The sequence below is a fragment of the Chitinophaga rhizophila genome (assembly GCF_019492185.1).
Classification (GTDB): domain Bacteria; phylum Bacteroidota; class Bacteroidia; order Chitinophagales; family Chitinophagaceae; genus Chitinophaga; species Chitinophaga rhizophila.
This window is the reverse complement of record NZ_JAICCF010000006.1, coordinates 61,336-83,476: the sequence shown is the minus strand read 5'-3', so window position 1 is coordinate 83,476 and position 22,141 is coordinate 61,336. Positions and strand designations below refer to the sequence as shown.

Sequence of the window (22,141 nt, the reverse complement as noted above, 5' to 3'; positions counted from 1 at the left end):
GGAAGGCCGGGTTGATATTTGCCAGCTGCTGTTATGGTGAGACAGGACATTGCAGGTGAATTAACTAACCGGTTTCCTGTGCTGATACCAGGAAAATCAGATAAGTTTGTATTTTCTGCCGCCATGTATACAAGACTCAGAGAACATATAGAGAAAGTTGTCCCGCTGACGGATGAGGAATTTGCATTTATCAGTAAGCATTTTAATTACCGCAAGGTGAAGAAGCATCAGTACCTGATTCAGGAAGGAGATACGACGGTATATTCTTATTTCGTGATGACAGGATTACTGAAGCTGTCGCATACGGATGCCAATGATAAAGAGCATGTATTGCACTTTGCTACCGAAGACTGGTGGGTGAGTGACTATCAGTCGTATTTCCATAAGACCAAAGCAACGATGTCGCTGGACTGTCTGGAGGATGCTGAAGTATTATACATTTCCCTGGAAGATGATCAGCAGTTACATGCAGCGTTACCCAAGATTGAACATTTCTTTCTGAGGAAATCCCACCTTAGTTATATTGCCTCTCAGCAGCGTATATTATCCCTGCTTTCCACGAGTGCCAAAGAGCGGTACGAACAATTCCTGCGGCAGTATCCCACACTGCTCCAACGGGTGAATAAAACATTGATTGCATCTTATCTCGGTGTATCCCGGGAAACGCTGAGCAGGTTATCTTCTTAGTGTGATAATTGTCACGCGTAATTTGTGAGGTATGTCCTGCGGGATGTGCGGCGTTATTCTCAGCTTTGTAGTAGAATTTTTAACTACAATCATGAATAAAGCAACATGGGTATTAGCATCATTATTGATAGCAGTTATACCCTTATTCGCACAAACGCAAAAACAATATAAGATGGAAAAGACGATCATCAACCCTTGGAAATGGCAGGACCAGCGTAGTTATGTACAGGCAGTAGAAGTTAAAAATGTAACAGGCACATTATACTGTTCAGGACAGGCCGCAGTAGATGCTGATGGTAAATCAAGCACAGCGGATGCAAAAACACAGTTGCTGCAGGCAATGGAAAACCTGGAGACAGTGATCAGCCAGGCAGGTTACGAGTGTAAGAACATCGTACGACTGACCATCTACACAACAAATGCAGAAGAGCTGCTTCCTCATTTTTTTGAGATATTCCAGCCATGGGTAGAGAAGCATGGTATGAAACAGGCGCTGACTTTTATGGAAGTGAAAAGTCTGTTTGAGACATTGAAAGTAGAACTGGAAGCGACAGTGGTAAAGTGACGTGTGCAGATGTTCTATACATAACAAATGGGCCTTTATATACGAAGGCCCCTTTGTTATGTATAGAAAGACATTACCAGTTTACTTCCTGGAAATCTTTGAACAGCAAACCGTATAGTTGCTCACCTTGCATACCCCTGTAAATCGGGTCGTAGATGCGTGCTGCAGCGTCATCGAGCATAAGCGGTGGTATATATCCTTTTTCTTCCAACCGGGTACGTTTCTCTATCGGATTTCCGGTAGATACCCAACCAACATCTACACTGTTCATATAGATGCCGTTTTCAGCATAGTCTCTGCCGCTGGTGCGTGTCATCATATTCAGGGCAGCCTTGGTCATATTGGTATGCGGATGGAAGATCGTTTTACCCTGGTAGCTGAATTGTCCTTCTGATGAACTGACATTGATGATGTATTTGTCTTTGTGAGGTGAGTGCATCATCATTGGTTTCAGCCTGCTATTGAGCATGAATGGAGCGATATTATTCACGAGGTTAGCAGAGAGTACTTCAGCAGTATCTACCTCTTCCAGTTTCATTGTCCAGGAATTGCTATCGCGCAGGTCCAGTGGCTGATCGAAGTAGTCTGTTTTATGTGCGGGGAAGAAGGTATGGGCAGCAAGCAGTTGCTCATTGGATTCCAGTTGCAGAGGAGCCGCTACCAGCGGATTGGCCAGTATACGTGACTGATCATCAGCTGGGATAGTATTCAGTAGAAGCTGTTTATCTATCAGTGGCTTATAATATACAGCAGGATACGAGATGGTCTGTGCTGCATTATTGATGATGATATCGATGCTTGTAAAGTTGTTCTGAACATACTGGATAAACATTTCTACCTGCGGGATAGAAATGAGATCGAGACTGTAGATGAACAGGCGGTGTTTCCAGGTGTTGAAATCCGGCTCTTTGCTATAGCTCAGTAGTGCGTCAGCAGCAAACCTGGTAGTAGCGATAACTGTAGCGCCATCCCTGAGTAGTTTCAGGGCAGTGACGTAGCCTATTTTCATCCTGGCACCGGTAATGATCACTGTTCTGGTATTCAGGTCCAGACGCTGTGCTTTCTTTTGAGAATGGACGTCAGCGCAGTCAGGACATAACCGGTGGTAATGGTGATGTAAGACAGTGAAGAGCGTTCTGCAGGCATAACAGACAATTGGTCTTTGCAATGGTTGTTGCAGAGGGATGGGAATGATGTTGTCAATCAGCTGACTAACAGAAGCGCGTCTGGCTTGTCTGAAAGTGGTTGTCTGGGCGATTGCTTCCATACTGGTATTTCTCCGGTCAGCCGCCGCCGCTTGTTTTATATCTTTCTTTGCAGTTTTGTATATCTTGGTTACCAGACCCTTCAGGCGGTCTGTATCGGGAGAGTCGAAGGGATGTTTGCCGAGGAACTGTAAGATCTCATAAAACTTGTCCCATTCCTGTTGCGAAAATTCCTTCATAGGGGATAGGCTTATATTGCTGAAAAAGTGCGGATAGGAGCTGGAATCGAACCAGCAACTTCCTGCCTGAGCGCAGGCACTCTTCCTTTGAGCTATCCTATCCGGGCGCAAATATATGACATATGTTGTTGTTTTTATACATGATAGCTTTCTTCAGGTAAGCCATCCTTTTGGGGATAGATATGATTGCTGTGCTTTTAAGTTTTTCTTAACAAATGCATTTATGGAAACGGCTGATTGAGGGAATCATGCTAACAATCACCTAAATCCGCTTCTATGAACCAAAAGATGTTTATTCCCCTCATAGCTGTTTTCAGTACAGCTTTGCTTATCAATACCTTAGATGTAAGCCGTTCTGGTACAGGGGGCCATGTGCCTGTATCGGTACCTGTACCGGCGGATACCGCTATTCAATCTCCTCAAGTAGCACAATCGCGTATCCAGATTGTATTTGCCCTGGATGCCACTGGTAGTATGGGTGGATTGATCGGCGCAGCCAAAGAGAAGATCTGGTCTATAGCAGGTAGTCTGGCACAGGCAGATCCGGCACCGGTGATTGAGATCGGCCTGTTGTTTTACCGGGATAAGGGCGATGCCTTTGTAACGAGGAAAGTGGCATTGTCCAGTGATCTGGATGATATATATGCTCAACTGATGCAGATAGATGCCAATGGAGGCGGAGACAGGCCGGAAAGTGTGAACCAGGCACTACATGAAGCGGTGACCCATTTTCAATGGGACAGGTCGGATAAGACCTATAAGGCAGTATTCCTGGTGGGTGACTGTCCGCCGCATATGGATTACCAGGATGACGTGAAATATCCTGTCAGCTGCTCACTCGCCAAAGAGAAAGATATTATACTGAATACGATCCTGATGGGAGGGGACCGGGGTGCGATGCGTATCTGGAGAGAAATTGCCAACTGTAGTCAGGGTACTTATGCCCAGGTGGACATGAATGCGAATGATATAGCTGTGCATACGCCTTATGATGATCGGATTGCCGATATTTCTGACAGGTTAGATGCTACCAGGATCTATTTTGGTAGTACAAAAGACAAATCAGTGTCATCCGAGAAAGTAGCGAAGGGGCTGCGGATCACGAGTGCCTCCAAATCCAATGTAAAAGCCCAGCGGGCGGAATACAATGCCTCCGGGGCAGGTAAGGAAGCTTATTACGGCAAACAGGAACTGTTGGAGTATTCGCGCGAGGATGTAGCCAGGGTAGACCAGATCAAAGAGGAAGAGCTGCCGGAAGAGATGAAACGTATGAGTGTTGTGGAGCGCAGAGCTTATGTGAAGGAGAAACTGGCCGAGCGGGACAGTCTGACAAAGGAACTGCAGCTATATATGCAGAAAAGGCAGGATTATATTACCAAGGATCTGAAAGAGCGTAGCGCCGCCGAGGTAGACAGTTCTTTCAGCAACAGGATCTACAAAAGTATTCAGCAGCAGACCGAGAAGAAGAATATCCGTATCAAAGGAGGAGCGAAGTATTAAGGATCAGCGCCTATACAGGCTGGTATCAGCTATTGGCGAATGCCAGCCTCTTTTTCATCTCCTCCATCACATTGTAGATGATAAGACATCTGCCGTAATGCATCTGCATGGCAAACAGTCTTCCGGTGAAGCCCGGGTGATGCAGGGCGGGGAAGTCGCGGCATACCTGGAAACGCTTTTCATAGATGCTGCATTTGTTACCATCCAGAAAGTGGCAGGGAATGGTGTTCATTAACATGTCGCCATATCCGGAGCCGGTTTCTATGTATTGTGCTTTTACATCTTCCGGAGAGCGTTGGAGATGTGTGGCCAGGGCCGTCACTTCTTCTTCCGTTACACCTATCATCAGGGTGCGGCAGCAGTTACCACACGTAGTACAGTCTATTTGCGGCGTAATAAGCGTGTCCAGCTCACCGACAAGGCGATCGATGGCTGTACCGTCATGAGCGGAAAGAAAGGCCTTAAATGCCTGATTTTCGGCTTCCTTTTCCTCAGCATGCTGAGCGATTGTTGCTAGGTCTGTTATAATTTCCAAGAGCGCAAGGTACAAAAAATGCCGGAGTTACTGTTATGCGTCAGGCTGTTACTCCGAACCGGGGGTATTGTTGAGGTACAGGATTGTGATGGGCGTTAGCTGCTCAGGAAAATAGGGGAGATACTAGCAATAGCGGAGGACTTCTACTATATTAGGGCTGAAACTACATATATAATTCCATGCTCAGATCCGCTTTACTGACCAGCTTACTGCTGGTAACGTCATTCCTATCTCAGGCACAAAACGGTCATACGAAAGCTTATTACCATAACCGGGCACCGTTATCACCACAGAGCTACACACAGTTGCCGTTGGGTAGTATAAAGGCGAAGGGTTGGCTGTTGAAGCAGCTTGAGCTGCAACGGGATGGCGCAACAGGACATGCGGAAGAGCTGTATCCAGAGCCGGACAATCTGGGGCCGGCATCTGACTGGCTGGGAGGATCCGGTTCCGGTTGGGAGCGGGTACCCTATTATGTGAAGGGATTGGTGACGCTGGCATATACCCTGGATGATACGACTTTGAAAAGGCGGTCGGAAAAATGGATCAGGTGGACGCTGAACAACCAGCATGCGGATGGATTATTTGGTCCGGCGAAGATGAAAGACTGGTGGCCCCGTATGCCTATGATGTATGCGTTGCAGAGTTATTATGAAGCTACCGGAGATCCGCAGGTAATACCTTTTCTGACCCGTTACTTCAAATACCAGCTGGATAGTCTGGATAGCAGGCCATTGTATGAGTGGAGCAAGTCCAGAACAGGAGACAATATCGATATCATCTTCTGGCTATATAACAGAACCGGCGATCAGTTCCTGCTGGAGCTGGCCAGGAAGCTGGATCAACAGGCTTATCCCTGGGCCGCAATATATAGTAACAATGCGTTTTACCATTTCGGAGACGACTTCCATACAAAACATAGTGTAAGTGTAGGGCAGGCACTGAAGTTTCCGGTGCTTTACGGGCAACTGAATCATGATCAGGTATACCAGCAGGCTACCTCTAAAGGTATAGCTCATCTGCTCAGGGATCATGGCCTGGCAGGTATTATTGCTTCGGGGACGGAGTTCCTGTCAGGCAGCAGTTCGTTTCAGGGAGTAGAGACCTGCACTGTGGTAGAGTGGATGCAGAGTCTGGAAACAGCCTCGAGGATCATCCATGATGCCACCCTGGGAGATCAGTTGGAGAAGATAGCCTTTAATGCATTGCCGGCCCAGTTTAGCCGGGATATCAAGTCTCACCTGTACTATACACAGCCTAACCAGTTGTTCTGCAAACATGGGAATAGCGGTTTTGATGAAGACTATGATGGCGGCATCCTGCTTAGTCCGTATTCCGGTATGGGATGTTGCCGTTACAACATGCATATGGGGTGGCCTTATTTTGTCAAAAACAGCTGGGCTGCCACACCAGATAAAGGACTGGCCGTCATCGCCTATGCGCCGGTTACGGTGAATGCCCTGGTTGCCGGAGGTATACCTGTGACCCTGGATGTGGTTACTGACTATCCTTTTGGTGAAAAGATCAGTATCAATGTTGCGCCGAAGCAGGCAGCCGCATTTCCTTTGACGCTGAGGATCCCTTCGTGGTGTAAAGCGCCTGAGATAGCAGTGAATGGTACAAAGCAACAGGGTGTACAGCAAGGCAGTATTTACAGGGTGACACGTACCTGGAAAGAGGGGGATCAGGTAGTACTGCGTTTTCCTATGGAAGTCGGCATTACTGAGCACGTGAATCGCTCTGTTACCGTAGCGCGTGGTCCGTTGGTGTATGGTTTGAAAATGGATGCAGCATATACCATCCGGAAGGAGCATCCTGTAAAGGGATTTTATGACTATGAGGTGAAACCGGTGAGCCCCTGGAACTATGCGCTGGAGATCAATCCGCAGGATCCTGGCCGTTCAGTTAAAGTGGTGCAGCGCCCTATGCCGGAGAATCCGTTTGAGCAGTCGGTAACGCCAGTTACACTGAGCCTGAAGGGCCGCAGGTTACCATCCTGGAAGGTAGCTGACGATGTAATGCATGCAGCGGAGGTGCCGGAAAGTCCGGTTGCCTCGAATGAGCAGCTGGAAGATATTATACTTACACCGTATGGTTCGGAGAATATACGTATCAGCAACTTCCCGGTAGTTGGTAATGCAGGGCAGGCAGTGGCAGCGTTTAACGAAGATTTTAGCAGCGCGACATTAGCCAGCTGGATTAACTATGGACAATGGTTCATAAAGGACGGTGCAATACATGCAGCTTCTAATAAAGGGTCATGGGGGTATGGTATTCACGGCGTGAAGAGTATTGCATCAGGAGTAACGTTTTATGATCTGAGTTATGAGGCAACCGTTACACTGGGTTCAGCGGGTAATGCCGGTATTATATTCAGGGTATCGTCGCCTGATCTGGGAGCAGATGCCTATAACGGGTATTACCTGGGACTTGACGCGATGAAGGGTAAGGTGCAGTTAGGTAAGGCTTCAGGAGGTAAATGGGAGGTACTGAAGGAGTATGCACAGTTGATAGAAATGAATAGGGCATATAAGGTTCGGGTAACGGCGAAAGGTAATAAACTGGACGTGTATATTGATAAGAGTAGTACACCGGTTATTACGGTGAAAGATGGAACGTTTAATGGAGGAAGTATAGGTGTAAGGTCTTATGATTGTATGGCGAGTATAGATAATATTAAGGTGCAGGCTTTGTAGCACAAGGCGTTGTTATATACAGCTGAAAAATGTGTTTTTTTTCAGAAAAAAAGATGTGTTTTTTGGCGTGTTTTTTAAGGATATGCCGGCGGGATTTCGTATATTTACATAAATCCCTGTTGCGTATGAAATCATTGCTTGTAGCCTTTTTCCTGTCGTTTTTCTGTTTCTTTGGTAATACGGTTTCTGCTCAGTTATTGACTGATAAAGAAGCGGTGGAAAAGCGGTTTCTTGTGAATGGGGCGTACAGGTATCATTATTTTGCGCCGCAATGGCAACTGTATCTTGACAGTGCGTTGGCCATACTTCCGGGTGAAGCTTCTTTCTGGCAGTTGAAGGCTATGCCGTTATTTAAGCAACGCAAGTATGAAGCAGGAATGAAGTACCTGGATAAGGCAGTTGCGCTGGATCCGGCGGAGTATCTGGACTACCGGGCTTTTATTAAGTGTATTTTTCAGAAGGACTATCAATCTGCCATTACAGACTTTAACCTGGCTAAATCAGCTCATTACCATCAGGGGGTGATGGATCATGGTTATGACTTTTATCTGGGATTGAGTTATCTGCAACTGAATGATTATTCTGCCGCGAAGGCTTCTTTGCTGGAGGTGATCCGGCGGGTACAGGAGAGTAGTCCGAGTGCGCCGGTACATTTCCTGTATTACTTTTATCTGGGTATTGTACACTATGAAACGGCTGATTATCCGGCAGCGGTAGACTATTTTAACAAGGCCCTATCCCTATATCCGAGATTTTCAGATGCAGGCTATTATAAGAGTATCTGTCTGATGCGTTTACATCGTGATGAAGAGGGGCGGAAAACGTTGGCTGCCGCCAGGAAGGACTTTAAGGAAGGGTATTCAATTCCGGAAGATAATGCGGTGTATGAACCTTATCCCTATCAGGTGAAGGACTGGATGTATACTTATTATAAGCAGTAGTAGCCATGTCGGTGAACGTACGTGATCAATTAAGCTGTACGCACTTCGATATTAGATCATACCATTGGTTCTTGTTGCGTTATATCCCGCAGTACCTGCTATCAGTGTCTTAGTATAGTTGATGATCTGTAAGTTTGATGCAGATCAGTTACTTTGATAAACAGTGATAGTTAAATATAATCATTGTTTGGGTGGTATGGGAGGTAGCCCCTATTCTTTTAATCTGTTTTTTGGTGATAATTCCGCAGGGATTTCTTTGAATGTCTGATTGGAAGTGGCTTGCCATCAGGGTGTTATTAACAGACCTTGTATGTAGATGTGCAGTTGTACCTTCAATATAATGTCCTGTATACCTGAAAAAAGGCAATGGGAATTAGATGGATAAACGTTAACTTGAAAAGATCTCTATATTTATTTTTCTCACCTCAAAATCCAGTTTTATGAAGAGCGAAAAACGCTTAGCCCTCGAAGACTTCCAGATGGAAGCAGTTAACTCCGGTAACGAAGTAGAAAAGATGCTTGGATTGGCAGCTGCCGGCTGTCATTTTACTGGCCCTCACAAGAATCCTGATGGCAGCGCTACCTTGTTTGATTACGAATGGGGATTGGCTGATGCAGCACCGCTGAGATCAAACGATCAGCTGAGCTTATTAGCTTAAACACTTACGTAACCGTATTGAGTTTAGAGCAGGCAGAAGGTGCTATAGGGCCTTCTGTCTGCTGCATCGCTCTTGGGGCCTCATTATGTTTTAGCCGGTAAATGATTCTTATGAAGTGTTATCCTGCATGTATGGTGTTATTGATGTTGTGCTTAAGGACAACAGCTTTTTGTCAGCATGCGCCTTTAAGCCTTGAGCAAAAGGATGCTATCATCCGTATACTGGATACGGTTTCCGCTGCAGACCAGCAATATCGTTCGCAGCTGGAATATGTGCAAAGCAAACATGGAGGCGACTCTCCTGAAATGAAAGCATTGTTTGCCAAGATGGCTATTGCCGATTCATTGAATCTGCTGAAGGTGACTGCCATCATAGATACCTTTGGTTGGCTAGGCGCTGATGATATTGGCAGGAGTGGTAATACTACTCTGTTTATGGTCATACAGCATGCAGGTATTCAGGCGCAGGACAAGTATCTGCCGGTAATGCGGGCTGCTGCTGCCAACGGCAAAGCCGCGCTGAGAAGTCTGGCACTGCTGGAAGATCGTGTAGCATTATACCATGGTCACCGCCAGGTGTATGGCAGTCAGGTGATATGGGACATGAAAGCGAACCATTACCAGGTAGCGCCGCTGGAAGATCCTGCACAGGTAGACAAGCGAAGGGCGTCCATGGGGTTGCCAACCATGGCAGAGTACCTGGCACCCTTTGATATGAAGTGGGATGCCGTACAGTATGCGCGTGAATTACCTGAGCTGGAAGCAGGCTTCTTTAAAAAGCCTGCTAAAAATTAAGACGCATCTACACGGGCTGCAGGAGCAAAGACAGATTGCAGCTCCTCAACATATGCAATACGACGCATGCCGACCAGCACATGATCCAGTCCTCTGCTGAGATACTCTCTGCACAGAGATGCAGGTAGCGTGTCTTCAGTGGAAGTAGGCAGGAGTCTTTCGTAGTTATTGTCCTTCAGCCAGGTAATAGCTCTTTCCGTAGTAGTGTGCAGGCAATACTGCCAGCATACCCGCTGAAAGGATTGTAAAAGCTCCATCACTGCCGGAGGGATGTTGTTGTCATATAACAAATGAGCTATCGGATATAATGTGCCATAGAACAGCTTATTAAATGCTTCTTCATGGGGAATAGCTTTCCAGTTGTCTTTCAGGAAGGACAGTAAGGCGAAATCATTCAGGCTGCTGCCGGGTTTCTTTTGTAGTAATTGTTGTTCCAGTATAGTAAAGCATTCATCATGTATGGCCTGGTCGGCGGCGCTATCAGGATGGTGTGATGGATAGATAACCATACGTAACATGCCTTTTGCGGAATTAGCATTCAGCGGGCGATTACCGAAAGTACGGATACCATGTCGGGTGGCCATCTCCAGCAGATTGGTGTTATAGGCAGGTACATAGATGTCTGCCTGATGTTCAATAATGTTGTAAGGGAATTGTATCAGTTTGAAGTGATTGTCTGCACTTACACGATTAGCAACTGCAATCAATTCTGCGAGGTTTGTTGCTTTCGGGCCTTCGGTGATGCCAAGCGTATTGGAGCTGACACCGTAATAGCGTATTCTGCCAGCAGCAACCTCTGTTTCCAGAAAGGCAAAGGCTTGCTCAAATCTGCGGTAGTACTCTTGTTTAGTAGCAATAGATGCTGGTTGCTCAAAGAAGTATTCCGGTGAATGTAGCAGGAAGCCATCAAGATAGCTGGTTCCCATGCGGAGTAATGAGGTATCTATTTGTAGCCGGAGATATTCAGGATGCATGGAATGAAGAAAGGTATCGCTGATAGTTACAACTTCCTGCAGGGCCTTGCCTGATTCCTGTAATTTTCTGAAGGCATTCAGGTTATCGCCACTAATATAGCCTGCTTTGGTGACGATGAATAGTTGTGTACGGGGAACGCTTTCAAGCAGTTTGCCAACAAGTAGCTCTGATGCACCATTTTCGTAATTAGAAGCAGTGTCGAGCAGGTTGCAGCCATTGTTTACGGCATGCAGGAGTGCCTGTAAATGTGCATCCTGACTGACAGATGTTCGGTACATGCCGAATCCTATCTTACTCAGTTCATGTAACTGTATCATGAGATGTGATTTTTGAGGTGGTTGATAAGGGTGTCTGCTGTGGTGTTTTTACAGTATCTGGGATAATGTACAACACGCATGTAAGTACTTGTGGGAAAGGGTTTCATACACTTATAAAAGGGGCAAAAAATAACTGAAATAAGGTGATAATTTTATTGGAAATATCTGAATTTAAATATAAATTTATTTATTGTTAAAAACAAAAACATACAAGCTTATGGAACACTCAAAACGTTTGTCTCTGGATGATTTCAAACTGGATATTGCTGACAGCAATAATGAAATCGAAAAGCTGATGGGTTTAGCTGCTGCTGCCTGTCACAAAACCTGTAATCCTCAGCCAGATGCAACTTTCATTGACTTTGTTGACTATGAGAAAGAATCTGCTCAGTTGACAATAGGCCGTGATCTGTCATTCAGCGCAGGTCTGTTGTAGTTAAGATTATTCCCACTCGTACAACCTCAAATGTAACCTGTAGGAATTAAGTGTTTGTAGCATAGCCCCGTTACCCATCGTATCACCACATCAAAATCTCCCCATGAACAGATTATCCCTGGATGATTTTAAAATTAACGAGATAGATACCGAAAATGAGATAGAGAAAATGTTAGGTCTTGCCGCAGCGGCTTGTCATATCAATACCTGCGTTGTTGACCGTGGCAGTTTCATTGATCTGCTTGACTATGAGTCTGTTGATTAACAGCTGGCTCATGCTCGTTAATGTGTTACGCCTGTAGCAGGCATTGCTTCAATTCATCACAGTGATGTCAGCATTGCTTGACATCACTTTTCCTGTTTTAAACCTGTTTATCACCTATGGTCCTGATTATATCTAAAGATCTGGAACCCTCAACAGATAAAGTGATTGACTGGCTGCGATACCTGAAAGTGCCCTTTCGGCGTGTTAATGGGACAGACATGCTCAACCCCGGGCATGCGCCTACATTACAGGTATCCAGCAAGCAGGCAGATATGCACTTCAATGGAGAGGCATCTGCGGCACTGTCAGACATTACTGCCGTATGGTACCGGAGAGATGGTTCAAAGCCGCCCGATACACAAGCCATTGCCTCATTGCAGGAAGCAGGGTACTATCAGGATGTGGTACACCACCTCAGCCAGGAGAATGCGATCGCGAAGAAGGCACTATATGCGCTATTGGCTTCGCATACGCGTATACTGGGTAGTTTTAGTAAATCCAGTGTTAACAAGATTGAAGTGCTGATCAATGCACAACAACAGGGGCTGGATGTACCCGCAACGCTCATTACACGCTCTAAAAAAGAGCTACAGGCGTTTATGGATGCTCACCCCATTATTACTAAAGCGCTCTGGGAAAGCCCCGGAATCACTATACAGGAGGAGAAGGCAACCAACTATACCAGCTACACAGAAGAAGTTACCCCGGATATGCTACAGGCTATTCCGGAGGAGTTCTTTTATTCGCTCTTCCAGGAAAAGCTGGACAAGGAACTGGACCTACGCGTCTTCTACCTAGACGGAGACTGTTATACCATGGCTATTTTCTCTCAGATGAATCAGCAGACGAAGGTTGATTTCAGGAAGTATGCCAATAACAGAAACGTGCCCTACCAGCTTCCGGCAGACATAGAACAGCTGATAGTTAAGCTGATGAAAGCTATGCAGCTGAATACCGGCTCACTTGACTTTGTGAAAACGCGAACCGGCCGTTACGTGTTCCTGGAAGTGAATCCTGTAGGACAGTATGATATGACATCTGTTCCCTGTAACTATCAATTGGATAAAAAAATTGCTCAATATCTTTCCCAGCATGCATAATCAAACTCAACAAAGCCCTGTACCGCTGCAGCCATTCCCATTGGAAATGGCTGGCGCACTGCCTGTTAACTACTACCTGTTCGTAAGAACAATCAGTGATAAGGCTATTTCTGCACCAACTACTGTACATAGTCATTTGCACAACACATCTGCGTATGTGATTCTGCCATTTTATAAAGCAATATCCAACATCCTGTGAAGATGGAATGGTTCAGATTTTTTGCCTCCTGTCGTATCGTTGCTGGTAAATACAGCAGCGCTATTTATGACCTGGATCGCTCAGTTATTTATGATCTCCCCAATGCTTTCCTGGAAGTGATCCGGGAAGTGGAAGTGATGCCATTGGAACAAATGCCGGAGAAATACGGGCCTGCCCGGTATCAGCAAATTAAACAGTTCCTGGATAAGTTCGTTGAGAAGGAGCTTGCATTTTATACAACATCGCCAGAATGCTTTCCGGATATTGACCTCACCTGGGAGAAGCCCTGGCATATCACCAACGCTGTTCTGGAACTGGATGATACAGCCAGCTACTCTTTTGACAGCGTCATCAAGCAGCTGAATGAGTTAGGTTGTCAGGCCATACAGGTAAGACTAGGCTGTAATTTCAGTACCTCGCAGGCGACGGAGCAAATATTAAAAGCGCTGGCCAGCACGCAGATAAACTTCTGTGAGTTGATGACGCCTCACAACGATATCACCGCGGCAGAGTGGATTAGTTTGATGGACCTTCAACCCCGTCTACGCAGAGTATATGTATATGCTGCACCAGATGATGCTGTATTATATAATGATAACGAACGTTATGGCAGGAAGATAGTGTCCTTCAAAAAGGATATCAGGCGTGAGAACAAAGAGAAGATCCGGCTGGAAAGGTTTTCTCCTAATATCCTCAGTTTCACCGAAGCGCAGTCCCACAACCTGGGTCTGAACCGGAAAGTAGCCATTGATAGTCAAGGGTATATCAGGAATTATATTTCACACCCTGCAACTTTCGGCCATGTCAACGAGCACCTGCTGGCAGATGTGACAACACAGCCTGCCTTCCGGGAAAAGTGGTTTCTTCCCAATGACTGGATAGAAGGATGTAAAGATTGCCAGTACCGCTATACGTGTGTCAGTAATAGCGACATCAGAAAGGAAAATGACAAGTATTATAAGACAGAGATGTGCACGTTCAACCAACAGGACAATACCTGGTAAATTGGACCTGCTGTGCAATTGTTTACCATAAGAGCCAAGTGCAATGAGTTTATTCAAGAAAAAGAAATTTCCGTTCTTTAAACAGATCGATCAGTTTGATTGCGGACCTGCATGTCTGAAAATTATATCTAAATATTACGGACGCAATTTCAGCTCTGAGCATCTGCGGGACATATGTAATATCACCCCCGATGGTATTACTATTAAGTCCCTGATGAAAGGAGCAGAAACTTTGGGGTTTAAAACAGTACCAGCGTCCATCTCTTATGAAGTACTAGAGCAAAAGGCTCCGCTGCCCTGTGTTACTTATTGGCGCGACAGGCATTTTCTGATTGTATATGCTTTTGAGAAGGGACAGGTCAAGGTGGCGGATCCGTCTCACGGATTGCTTACTTATAGTAAGAAAGACTTCATTGAAGCCTGGCAGAACAATGAGCTGGCAGATGAAACAACCAAAGGAATCGTGTTATTACTGGAACCATCATCCAGGTTTTTTGAGCAAAAGAATACTGAGTCTGCAAAAGGATTGCTGGGTCTTGCACCATATATCAGGAATTATAGTAAATATATCACACAGATATTCCTGGGCTTATTCCTGGGAAGCCTATTGCAACTGATCCTGCCGTTTCTTACACAGAAGCTGGTGGATAAGGGAATCAATCTGAATAACCTGAATTTTGTTTATGTACTGCTGCTGGCGCAACTGATGCTGTTCTTTAGTATGTCATTTATAGCGGCCATCAGGAGCTGGTTATTATTATATGTAGCTGCACGTATCAATATGCTTATTTCTTCAGACTACCTGGTGAAATTGCTTAGTAAAACAGTGTCATTCTTTGACTCAAAAACTCCCGGGGATATTGTACAGCGAATCAATGAATCCTCCAGGCTGGATGCCTTTCTGTCTACTGCACCGGATGCATTCTTTTCTTACCTCAATGCCGCCATCTTTCTGTTTGTACTTGCTTATTACAGCTGGACTATATTTTTCATCTTCATACTGGGTATTACGCTATATACCATCTGGGTATGGGCATTCATGAAAAAGCGGGCAGAACTTGACTTTCGCCGGTTTGACTCATCCTCAGGTATGAACAGTAAACTCATACAGATTGTAGGTGGGATACAGGAGGTGAAGGTAAATGGCTCCGAAAGAAAGCATATACGGGATTGGGAGCGTGTACGGGTAGACTATTTTAAAACTTCTGTATCGTCATTAAAGCTTACCCAGTTCCAGAGTATTGGAGGTAATGTTATTAATGAAGTGAAGAATATCCTGATTACGTTTTCTTCTGCCTTGCTGGTGATGGATGGAAAGATCAGTCTGGGGGTAATGCTGGCTATACAATACATCGTAGGTCAGATTAATGGCCCTATGCTTGGGCTGGTAAACTTCTTCCGTTCTGTACAGGATGCACGCCTTAGTATGGACCGATTCGCAGATATCGATCATGTTACACCGGAGCAGGAACAGCTGAACGATGAGACCCTGATGAAGCTGCCACCCAGGAACTATGACATACATATTAAAGACCTGACCTTTTCATATGTAAGGGATATCAATACGCCGGTACTAAAGAATCTGAATCTGACCATTCCCCGTGGCAAAATTACTGCAATTGTCGGCGACAGTGGTAGTGGTAAAACGACATTGCTTAAGCTACTGCTTAAACTCTATCTGCCAACTGCAGGAGATATCATGGTCGGGAACTACAATCTGCGGCATATTGATTCTGACAACTGGCGTTCTCTCTGTGGAACTGTAATGCAGGACGGGTACATATTTTCCGATACTATTACTCAAAATATTACAGAATCTGCCAGTGATGAAAATGTTGATCTTAATAAACTATTAAATGCGGCCAGGATCGCTAATATAGAAGAGCTGATCAGTGCATTGCCCGCAGGATTCAATTCTATTATTGGTGCAGCAGGTTCTAGCGGAAGAACACTTAGCGGAGGGCAACGACAACGTATACTGATTGCGAGAGCGGTTTACAAGAATCCTGAATTTCTCTTTTTCGATGAAGCCACCAGTGCTCTGGATGCGAATAATGAAAAGAAGATTGTGGAAAACCTGGATACGTTCTTTGAGGGAAAAACAGTCATCATCATTGCACATCGTCTAAGTACAGTGCGCCGGGCCGATCAGATTATTGTGTTGGACAAAGGCGAGATTAAAGAAATCGGACGCCATGAAGAGCTGGTAGAGCGCCGTGGGTACTATCATACGTTAATCAAAAATCAGTTAGAAATTGCCAATTGACGAACAGAAAATAAGCAGGATCAATATCCGCAGCGAATACTTCCAGGATATACTGGATAAGGTTCCTTCGCGGATTATTACCTATGGCAGCACCGGCATGCTGGTGATCTTTGCCATTATTATTATCGGTATGAGGTTAGTCCGCTACCCGGACGTTATCACATCAGAAGCTGTGGTAACTACCAGTACACCGCCAGTAACAGTACATAATCGTGTCAGTAGCCGTATCGTGAGCTTACTGAGGTATGACCAGGATACCGTTAACAGCGGTGACTGGGTAATGGTGTTATATAACAGCGCAAACTACCAGGAAGTGCAGCAGCTGCGGGAAATTTTATGGCAGGTCAGAGGGCCGGGATTCTGGGAGAAATTAGATACAATAAAATTCCGGGAGCTGACCGCCTTAGGCGATATGCAATCAGACTATGCCCGCTTTTATAAAAGTGTGGAAGAGTTGAGATTATTTAACCGCCTGAATATTCAGCGACGGCAGCTGACCATCAATGCAGACAGAGCAAAGAGTATGAATGAGCTGAACCAGCAGCTGGAGCATAAGCTAACTATACTACAGCGGCAAAGTATCTTATCCAAAGCAGATCTGGACCGTAATATCCAGTTAGACAGTTTAAAGGTAGTTGCGAAGACAGAGGTAGAACAGAAAGAGATTACCTACCTCAACACCCAGAGCATTCTGGATGAGCTGAACAACAGTCTTATTAACAATCAACTGCAGGAGCATGCGTTGACAAAAGAAAACCTAACGCTGGCAGCAGATTATGACAATACCTTGTTTAATCTTCGTAAGAACATTTTTCAGTCCTACAGTGACCTGACCTTCCAGCTTACGGAATGGCAGAACAAGTATGTGCTGGATGCGCCTGTAAGCGGAGTGCTGAATTTCTATGATATCAGAACACCGGACCAGTTTCTGAGTAATGAACAAAAGGTCTTTACTGTCACCCCGGTATCTAGTCAGGCGTATTTCGCTATTGCTAAACTACCTGTTACTAACTCAGGAAAAGTGCGGGTAGGGTTGAAATGTAATATCCGGTTAAATAATTACCCCTATACAGAGTTTGGTATGTTAAAAGGGACAGTGGTTGCTATGTCTGCTGCTGCAAAGGAAGGCTTTTATAGTGTAAGAGTGCAGCTACCCTCGCCGCTTGTAACAACGCTGCGTAAACCCTTAGATAACAAAAGCGAGTTGACCGGACAGGCTGATATCATTGTTGAAGACCTGACGTTGTTTGACAGGTTATTTAATTCCATTATTAACAAAAATACATACTGATATGAACTACTATGAAAAATTTGACGACCATCTGGGCGCCGTGGTAGATTCTGTAAAGAAACTCTTATATGCCAGGCACAAAGATATTTTCCAGCGGCTTGATTTCTACAATGATAGTATTTACATGGAGCCGTTGTTGTATACGTACCTTCAGCAGCAGGATGATAAGTGGTTGGATAGTATCATTTATGGATATGAGCAGTCCAGGAAACCGGTAATTGTTGTATTCCCCAATAGCCAAGGCATTATTTATTTGCCTAATGTTGGTTATCTGCGTACCTCTTTTTCCGGCCATTCTTTATTGCTGCATACAGCAGGCGATGTAATGACTCTATTGGATGGGGAAATTGAAATGCCTTTTACCTTCGAGCCGCTGCTGTATAGTGAGCATGGCATTGAGATCGTTATAGATCATCACCCGCTGTTGCTAAATGTGTTTACAGAACAGGGTAATCGTCCTGAAGATATTCAGGTATCGGGACTTCATATACAGCATCTGGAGTCGTTCAACAAAGGCATGCATATTATCGAGGAGTTGAATCCTGGTCATTTCGGGCTGTTATTAAAGAATCTGAAAAAGGTCATGTTGTTTAATGCAACACAGCAAAATTCTTTCGCAGTATTGTCTGCTCACAATATGATTTTCCTGTGTGTTAATCCATGGGATGATGAGATATTCTTTGCAGATCATATATCACATGAGGGCGCGCATGTTACTTATTTCACTCTAACGTACGAAACCAAGCAACAGCTATTTACTGTTAATTGTAATACGCCGCTAGGCGATCTGGTAGGTAATCCCGGGCATTATCCTAGCATCTATTTGTTCTTTCATGGCATGTTTACCTTTGTTGAGATTACGAAAACTTTGCAGGGTTGTATTGATAGAGAGGGCCTCACACATATGCAGCAGCATGATGTGAAAGGGCGCTTCATTTTCCATATGCAGCGTTTTAAGTTGTCATTGGATATGTTTGAGGAGCTGAACCTGTTTAAAGAAGAAGGCGCTGCCTGGTATACATTGTTTAAAGCACAGTATGAGGCGTTTGAGGAGCAGTATTTAGCACTGCTGCCACAATATAATCTTACGGGACAGCCTTATGACTTTAATAGTAAGGTTTTTGCAGAGATAAATGCGAGTGTTATTTGACCATTGTCTTCAATAAGATTGTTGCATCTCATATCATGACAATTAGGTTATCATATCATATGGGAAGCCTGAGTCTGATAATCTGGATATGCTGTTTATCAGCTACCTATCTATTATCGCAGCATTAATCTGAATGTAGGATTGTTGATGGTGTAGTTGCTATATCAGCGCGCAGGAGCATATTCCATCATTTCGCGTGTAACCTGTTCAAGTATATCAAAGGCTACTTCAGCCATGCGGTTACCTTTGTGATCGAGCAATGGATTTACTTCCACTATCTCATAGCATATAACTTTGCCACAGCGGAAGAGTTGCTGAGTCATACTCACTATCTCGGAAGGGTCGAAGCCTTCAGGTACTGGTGTGCCAGTACCATCAGATATCTGGTCTGAATCCATACTGTCTACATCAAAGCTTACATAGATCATATCACATTCCTGTAAGCGGGCAAGTGCATCCTGTACGCAGATCTCTATTCCACGGGTACGTACCTGACTTACAGTATAGTTGGGAATACCTAGTGATGCTATTAATAGGTCTTCAGGTTCCTCTGTATCTCTAACCCCGAAGTAAACGAGATGACGGGAATCCAGCTTTGCGCCTGCTACGCCAACTGCTTTTAACTGCTCCCAATAGGAAGCCGTATAGTCGGAAATCTCATTGATTTTACAGGAAAGATTGTCCTGACCAAGGCATGCAGCTAGTGGCATGCCATGTAGATTTCCGGAGGGAGTTGTATAGGGAGAATGCAGGTCTGCGTGAGCATCGATCCAGATTACACCCAGGCATTTGTCTGGGTAAGCTGCCTTAATACCACTAATAGTTCCTATAGCCGAAGAATGGTCTCCTGATATCACAACCGGAAATTCAGACTCCTGCAACGTGCTGATAACAGCCGAGGAGAGTAGCTCACATTGATCTTTCACCTGGCTGATACGTTTACCGCATCTGTCTCTGTCATCGGAATAAACAGATTCATTCCGGGTTTGTATTTCTATATAAGGCACCTGGCGGAAGAAATGGCTACCCCGATTAATGGCAGCTATTTCCATCGCATCAATGCCCATATCAGATCCGCGTGTTCCTGCACCAATATCCGATCTGTTCTTGATGATTTTCATTGAGTTTTTCATAAACAGTGTGAATATATTGATTTCTCAATGATAGACAGACTTTCCATAATCTGCTTGGCATTTATGACCAGCGGTGGAGCAAAACGGATTTTATTGCCGTGGGTAGGTTTTGCCAGAAGGCCGTGTTTCTTAAATTCCAGGCACAGTTCCCATGCAAGATCAGCTTCCAGATCTTCATCAATAACAATTGCATTTAACAGTCCTTTACCGCGTACTTCACGGATAACGCCCAGTCGTTTAGCAATATCCCGTAATCCTTCACGCAGTAGTACACCCATTTTGTGTGCATTGAGGCATAAGTCTTCATCCAGTACTACCTGTAAGGCTTCTTTTGCTACCGCACAGGCCAGTGGATTGCCTCCATAGGTAGATCCATGTTCGCCAGGCCGGATACACATCATTACTTCATCATCAGCCAGTACGACAGAGACAGGTATTGTGCCTCCGGATACAGCTTTACCAAGGATCAGCATGTCTGGTTTGCCAATGCCTGTATTTACATCGTAAGAGGCCAACATGCTGCCAGTACGGCCAATGCCAGTCTGAATTTCGTCGGCAATAAAGAGAACATTATTTTCTTTGCACAACAGGCCTACACGTGAGAGATAATCCTCATCTGGGACTACTACCCCGGCTTCACCCTGTATGGGCTCTAGGATCACGCCGGCAATGCTGCTATCTGAGCTTAACAAAGCCGCCAGTGCATCTGGGTCGTTATAAGGGACTTTCAGAATACCATCTATGAAAGGTCCGAAGCCACTACGGGCACTCTGGTCGTCTGAAGCAGATACAACAGCAAGCGTGCGGCCATGAAAATTTCCATCAGCAAAGACAATCTTAGCCTGTCCTTCTGGTATACCTTTCACCAGGTATCCCCATTTCCGGCATAACTTCATGGCTGTTTCCACAGCTTCTACCCCGGTATTCATAACCAGCGCCTTGTCATAGCCAAACAACTGGCATACGTACTCCTCAAAGTCGCCGAGTTTATCATTGAAAAATGCCCGTGAAGTCAGCGTAAGCTTCGCTGCCTGTTTTTGGAGGGCTGCTATGATACGTGGATGGCAATGCCCCTGGTTGACGGCTGAATAAGCAGAAAGGAAGTCATAATAGCGTTTCCCTTCTACATCCCAGAGAAATGCTCCTTCGCCTCTCTCCAGTACGACTGGCAAAGGATGATAATTATGGGCACCGTAGTGATGCTCCCTATTAATTAACTCTTCAGTTTTTGATACATTCGCGATAATTTCCATTTGGTGGTTTTTGGTATCAGGTTCTTCAAAAATACATTTTAACTCCAAAATGGCCAATTAAAAGTGAATTTGATTTTTTATAGCGCATAAATAATAATATTTATACAACTGATCAGTTAATGGAGAATATAGACGACTTCGACATCCAGATCCTTAAGGAGCTTGAAAAAGACGGGAGGATGGCATTTTCTGCGATTGCCACCACACTTGGGGTATCTAATACTATGATACACCAGCGGATCAATCGTCTGACGGAAATGGGGATTCTCGCCGGAATAAAGCCTGTGCTGAACGAAAAGCGACTTGGTTATGACTGGGGAGCGTTTACAGGGCTGACGCTTGAAAAGGATCATGATTCTAACCGGATTATCGAAGCGCTAAAGAAGATTCCTGAGATAACAGAATGTTACTATATATCCGGCAGCTACACCCTTTACCTCAAAATCATCGCCAGGGATCATGAACATATGCGAAAAGTGCTGTACGAGAAAATTGATAGTATTCCGGGCATCGCTAAGACTGACTCTATCATGGAATTAGGTTGCGCGTTCAAAAGAAATGTGACATTATAGATTCTTTGCGATAAAGGTCGTGAAAGGGTCATTCAAATAGTCCAGGCAAGAAGAGTTGTATATATCGGTTTAAAGGTGATACTAAATGACTGACACGCCAGTAACCGTGATGTTGATAACTAATACTGCAGCAGAATCATTATCGGTAGGGAACTGCCGATTGTCTACTGTAAAACAGACTTTTATACCAGCGTGAGTTGCGCTGCTTAAAAATGTCCTAAAAGAGAAACCCGACTTCTGAGACTACTCTCAAAAAGTCGGGTTTTGTGTTACCACATATATTGGAGCCTCGAACCAAATTGTGCAAGAATTAGCCAGTTTATGTGATAAAGTCCGAGCCGCTTTATTTAGGAACTAGA

General features: G+C 44.9%; 21 protein-coding genes and 1 tRNA gene. 16 read left to right on the top strand and 6 right to left on the bottom strand.

Translation table 11 applies throughout. The annotated features are described in order from the left end of the window. Nucleotides 1-33: 33 nt before the first annotated feature. Nucleotides 34-687, top strand: a complete 654-nt coding sequence (locus K1Y79_RS26940; RefSeq protein WP_236059872.1) for a Crp/Fnr family transcriptional regulator — start codon at nucleotides 34-36, stop codon at nucleotides 685-687. A gap of 172 nt (nucleotides 688-859) precedes the next feature. After that, nucleotides 860-1,252 carry a RidA family protein gene (locus tag K1Y79_RS26935; protein WP_220253326.1) on the top strand — a complete coding sequence of 131 codons (393 nt, stop codon included), beginning with the start codon at nucleotides 860-862 and terminating at the stop codon, nucleotides 1,250-1,252. Between the two features lie 73 nt (nucleotides 1,253-1,325). On the opposite strand, the gene K1Y79_RS26930 is transcribed toward K1Y79_RS26935, so the two are convergent. Both K1Y79_RS26930 and K1Y79_RS26925 read right to left on the bottom strand, forming a co-directional pair. Next, a complete protein-coding gene (locus K1Y79_RS26930; RefSeq protein ID WP_220253325.1) occupies nucleotides 1,326-2,696 on the bottom strand; it encodes an SDR family NAD(P)-dependent oxidoreductase in 1,371 nt (456 codons plus the stop codon). Between the two features lie 30 nt (nucleotides 2,697-2,726). Then, a tRNA-OTHER gene (locus tag K1Y79_RS26925) sits at nucleotides 2,727-2,799 on the bottom strand. Between the two features lie 173 nt (nucleotides 2,800-2,972). Between K1Y79_RS26925 and K1Y79_RS26920 the strand changes: the two genes are divergently transcribed. Beyond that, nucleotides 2,973-4,196, top strand: a complete 1,224-nt coding sequence (locus K1Y79_RS26920; protein WP_220253324.1) for a vWA domain-containing protein — start codon at nucleotides 2,973-2,975, stop codon at nucleotides 4,194-4,196. 25 nt (nucleotides 4,197-4,221) lie between these two features. Here the strand turns inward: K1Y79_RS26920 and K1Y79_RS26915 are convergent, their stop codons facing one another. Next, a complete protein-coding gene (locus K1Y79_RS26915) occupies nucleotides 4,222-4,731 on the bottom strand; it encodes a YkgJ family cysteine cluster protein (RefSeq protein ID WP_220253323.1) in 510 nt (169 codons plus the stop codon). 179 nt (nucleotides 4,732-4,910) lie between these two features. Here K1Y79_RS26915 and K1Y79_RS26910 point away from each other — a divergent pair, with 179 nt between their 5' ends. From K1Y79_RS26910 to K1Y79_RS26895, 4 genes are all read left to right on the top strand, one after another. Further along, on the top strand, nucleotides 4,911-7,427 hold the full coding sequence (locus K1Y79_RS26910) for a beta-L-arabinofuranosidase domain-containing protein (RefSeq protein WP_220253322.1): 2,517 nt from the start codon (nucleotides 4,911-4,913) through the stop codon (nucleotides 7,425-7,427). A gap of 125 nt (nucleotides 7,428-7,552) precedes the next feature. After that, on the top strand, nucleotides 7,553-8,368 hold the full coding sequence (locus tag K1Y79_RS26905) for a tetratricopeptide repeat protein (protein WP_220253321.1): 816 nt from the start codon (nucleotides 7,553-7,555) through the stop codon (nucleotides 8,366-8,368). Nucleotides 8,369-8,808: 440 nt separating this feature from the next. Further along, nucleotides 8,809-9,027, top strand: a complete 219-nt coding sequence (locus tag K1Y79_RS26900; RefSeq protein ID WP_220253320.1) for a hypothetical protein — start codon at nucleotides 8,809-8,811, stop codon at nucleotides 9,025-9,027. A gap of 110 nt (nucleotides 9,028-9,137) precedes the next feature. Beyond that, nucleotides 9,138-9,821 (top strand): DUF6624 domain-containing protein, encoded by a 684-nt coding sequence (locus tag K1Y79_RS26895; RefSeq protein WP_220253319.1) that lies wholly within the window; start codon nucleotides 9,138-9,140, stop codon nucleotides 9,819-9,821. On the opposite strand, the gene K1Y79_RS26890 is transcribed toward K1Y79_RS26895, so the two are convergent. Continuing rightward, the gene (locus K1Y79_RS26890) at nucleotides 9,818-11,113 is read right to left on the bottom strand and encodes an aldo/keto reductase (RefSeq protein ID WP_220253318.1); all 1,296 of its coding nucleotides are present in this window, start codon (nucleotides 11,111-11,113) and stop codon (nucleotides 9,818-9,820) included. The genes K1Y79_RS26895 and K1Y79_RS26890 overlap by 4 nt on opposite strands. Nucleotides 11,114-11,330: 217 nt before the next feature. Here K1Y79_RS26890 and K1Y79_RS26885 point away from each other — a divergent pair, with 217 nt between their 5' ends. From K1Y79_RS26885 to K1Y79_RS26850, 8 genes are all read left to right on the top strand, one after another. After that, the gene (locus tag K1Y79_RS26885; RefSeq protein ID WP_220253317.1) at nucleotides 11,331-11,549 is read left to right on the top strand and encodes a hypothetical protein; all 219 of its coding nucleotides are present in this window, start codon (nucleotides 11,331-11,333) and stop codon (nucleotides 11,547-11,549) included. Nucleotides 11,550-11,652: 103 nt separating this feature from the next. Further along, nucleotides 11,653-11,814, top strand: a complete 162-nt coding sequence (locus K1Y79_RS26880) for a hypothetical protein (RefSeq protein ID WP_220253316.1) — start codon at nucleotides 11,653-11,655, stop codon at nucleotides 11,812-11,814. 116 nt (nucleotides 11,815-11,930) lie between these two features. Beyond that, a complete protein-coding gene (gwsG, locus tag K1Y79_RS26875) occupies nucleotides 11,931-12,914 on the top strand; it encodes a grasp-with-spasm system ATP-grasp peptide maturase (RefSeq protein ID WP_220253315.1) in 984 nt (327 codons plus the stop codon). Next, nucleotides 12,907-13,113 carry a hypothetical protein gene (locus tag K1Y79_RS26870; protein WP_220253314.1) on the top strand — a complete coding sequence of 69 codons (207 nt, stop codon included), beginning with the start codon at nucleotides 12,907-12,909 and terminating at the stop codon, nucleotides 13,111-13,113. The genes gwsG and K1Y79_RS26870 overlap by 8 nt, the downstream gene beginning before the upstream one ends. 2 nt (nucleotides 13,114-13,115) lie before the next feature. Further along, nucleotides 13,116-14,117 (top strand): grasp-with-spasm system SPASM domain peptide maturase, encoded by a 1,002-nt coding sequence (gene gwsS / locus K1Y79_RS26865; RefSeq protein WP_220253313.1) that lies wholly within the window; start codon nucleotides 13,116-13,118, stop codon nucleotides 14,115-14,117. 43 nt (nucleotides 14,118-14,160) lie between these two features. After that, the gene (locus K1Y79_RS26860; protein ID WP_220253312.1) at nucleotides 14,161-16,383 is read left to right on the top strand and encodes a peptidase domain-containing ABC transporter; all 2,223 of its coding nucleotides are present in this window, start codon (nucleotides 14,161-14,163) and stop codon (nucleotides 16,381-16,383) included. Continuing rightward, nucleotides 16,373-17,674 carry an HlyD family secretion protein gene (locus tag K1Y79_RS26855; RefSeq protein ID WP_220253311.1) on the top strand — a complete coding sequence of 434 codons (1,302 nt, stop codon included), beginning with the start codon at nucleotides 16,373-16,375 and terminating at the stop codon, nucleotides 17,672-17,674. The genes K1Y79_RS26860 and K1Y79_RS26855 overlap by 11 nt, the downstream gene beginning before the upstream one ends. A 1-nt stretch (nucleotide 17,675) precedes the next feature. Further along, complete coding sequence (locus K1Y79_RS26850; protein ID WP_220253310.1) at nucleotides 17,676-18,824, top strand: hypothetical protein; 1,149 nt, start codon at nucleotides 17,676-17,678, stop codon at nucleotides 18,822-18,824. A gap of 164 nt (nucleotides 18,825-18,988) precedes the next feature. Here the strand turns inward: K1Y79_RS26850 and K1Y79_RS26845 are convergent, their stop codons facing one another. Then, nucleotides 18,989-19,957 carry an arginase gene (locus K1Y79_RS26845; RefSeq protein WP_220253309.1) on the bottom strand — a complete coding sequence of 323 codons (969 nt, stop codon included), beginning with the start codon at nucleotides 19,955-19,957 and terminating at the stop codon, nucleotides 18,989-18,991. Next, nucleotides 19,954-21,210, bottom strand: a complete 1,257-nt coding sequence (gene rocD, locus K1Y79_RS26840) for an ornithine--oxo-acid transaminase (RefSeq protein WP_236059870.1) — start codon at nucleotides 21,208-21,210, stop codon at nucleotides 19,954-19,956. The genes K1Y79_RS26845 and rocD overlap by 4 nt, the downstream gene beginning before the upstream one ends. A 119-nt stretch (nucleotides 21,211-21,329) precedes the next feature. On the opposite strand from rocD, the gene K1Y79_RS26835 reads away from it, so the two are divergent. Further along, entirely contained in the window at nucleotides 21,330-21,782 is a 453-nt protein-coding gene (locus K1Y79_RS26835) for an Lrp/AsnC family transcriptional regulator (RefSeq protein ID WP_220253308.1), read from the top strand. Nucleotides 21,783-22,141 lie beyond the last annotated feature (359 nt).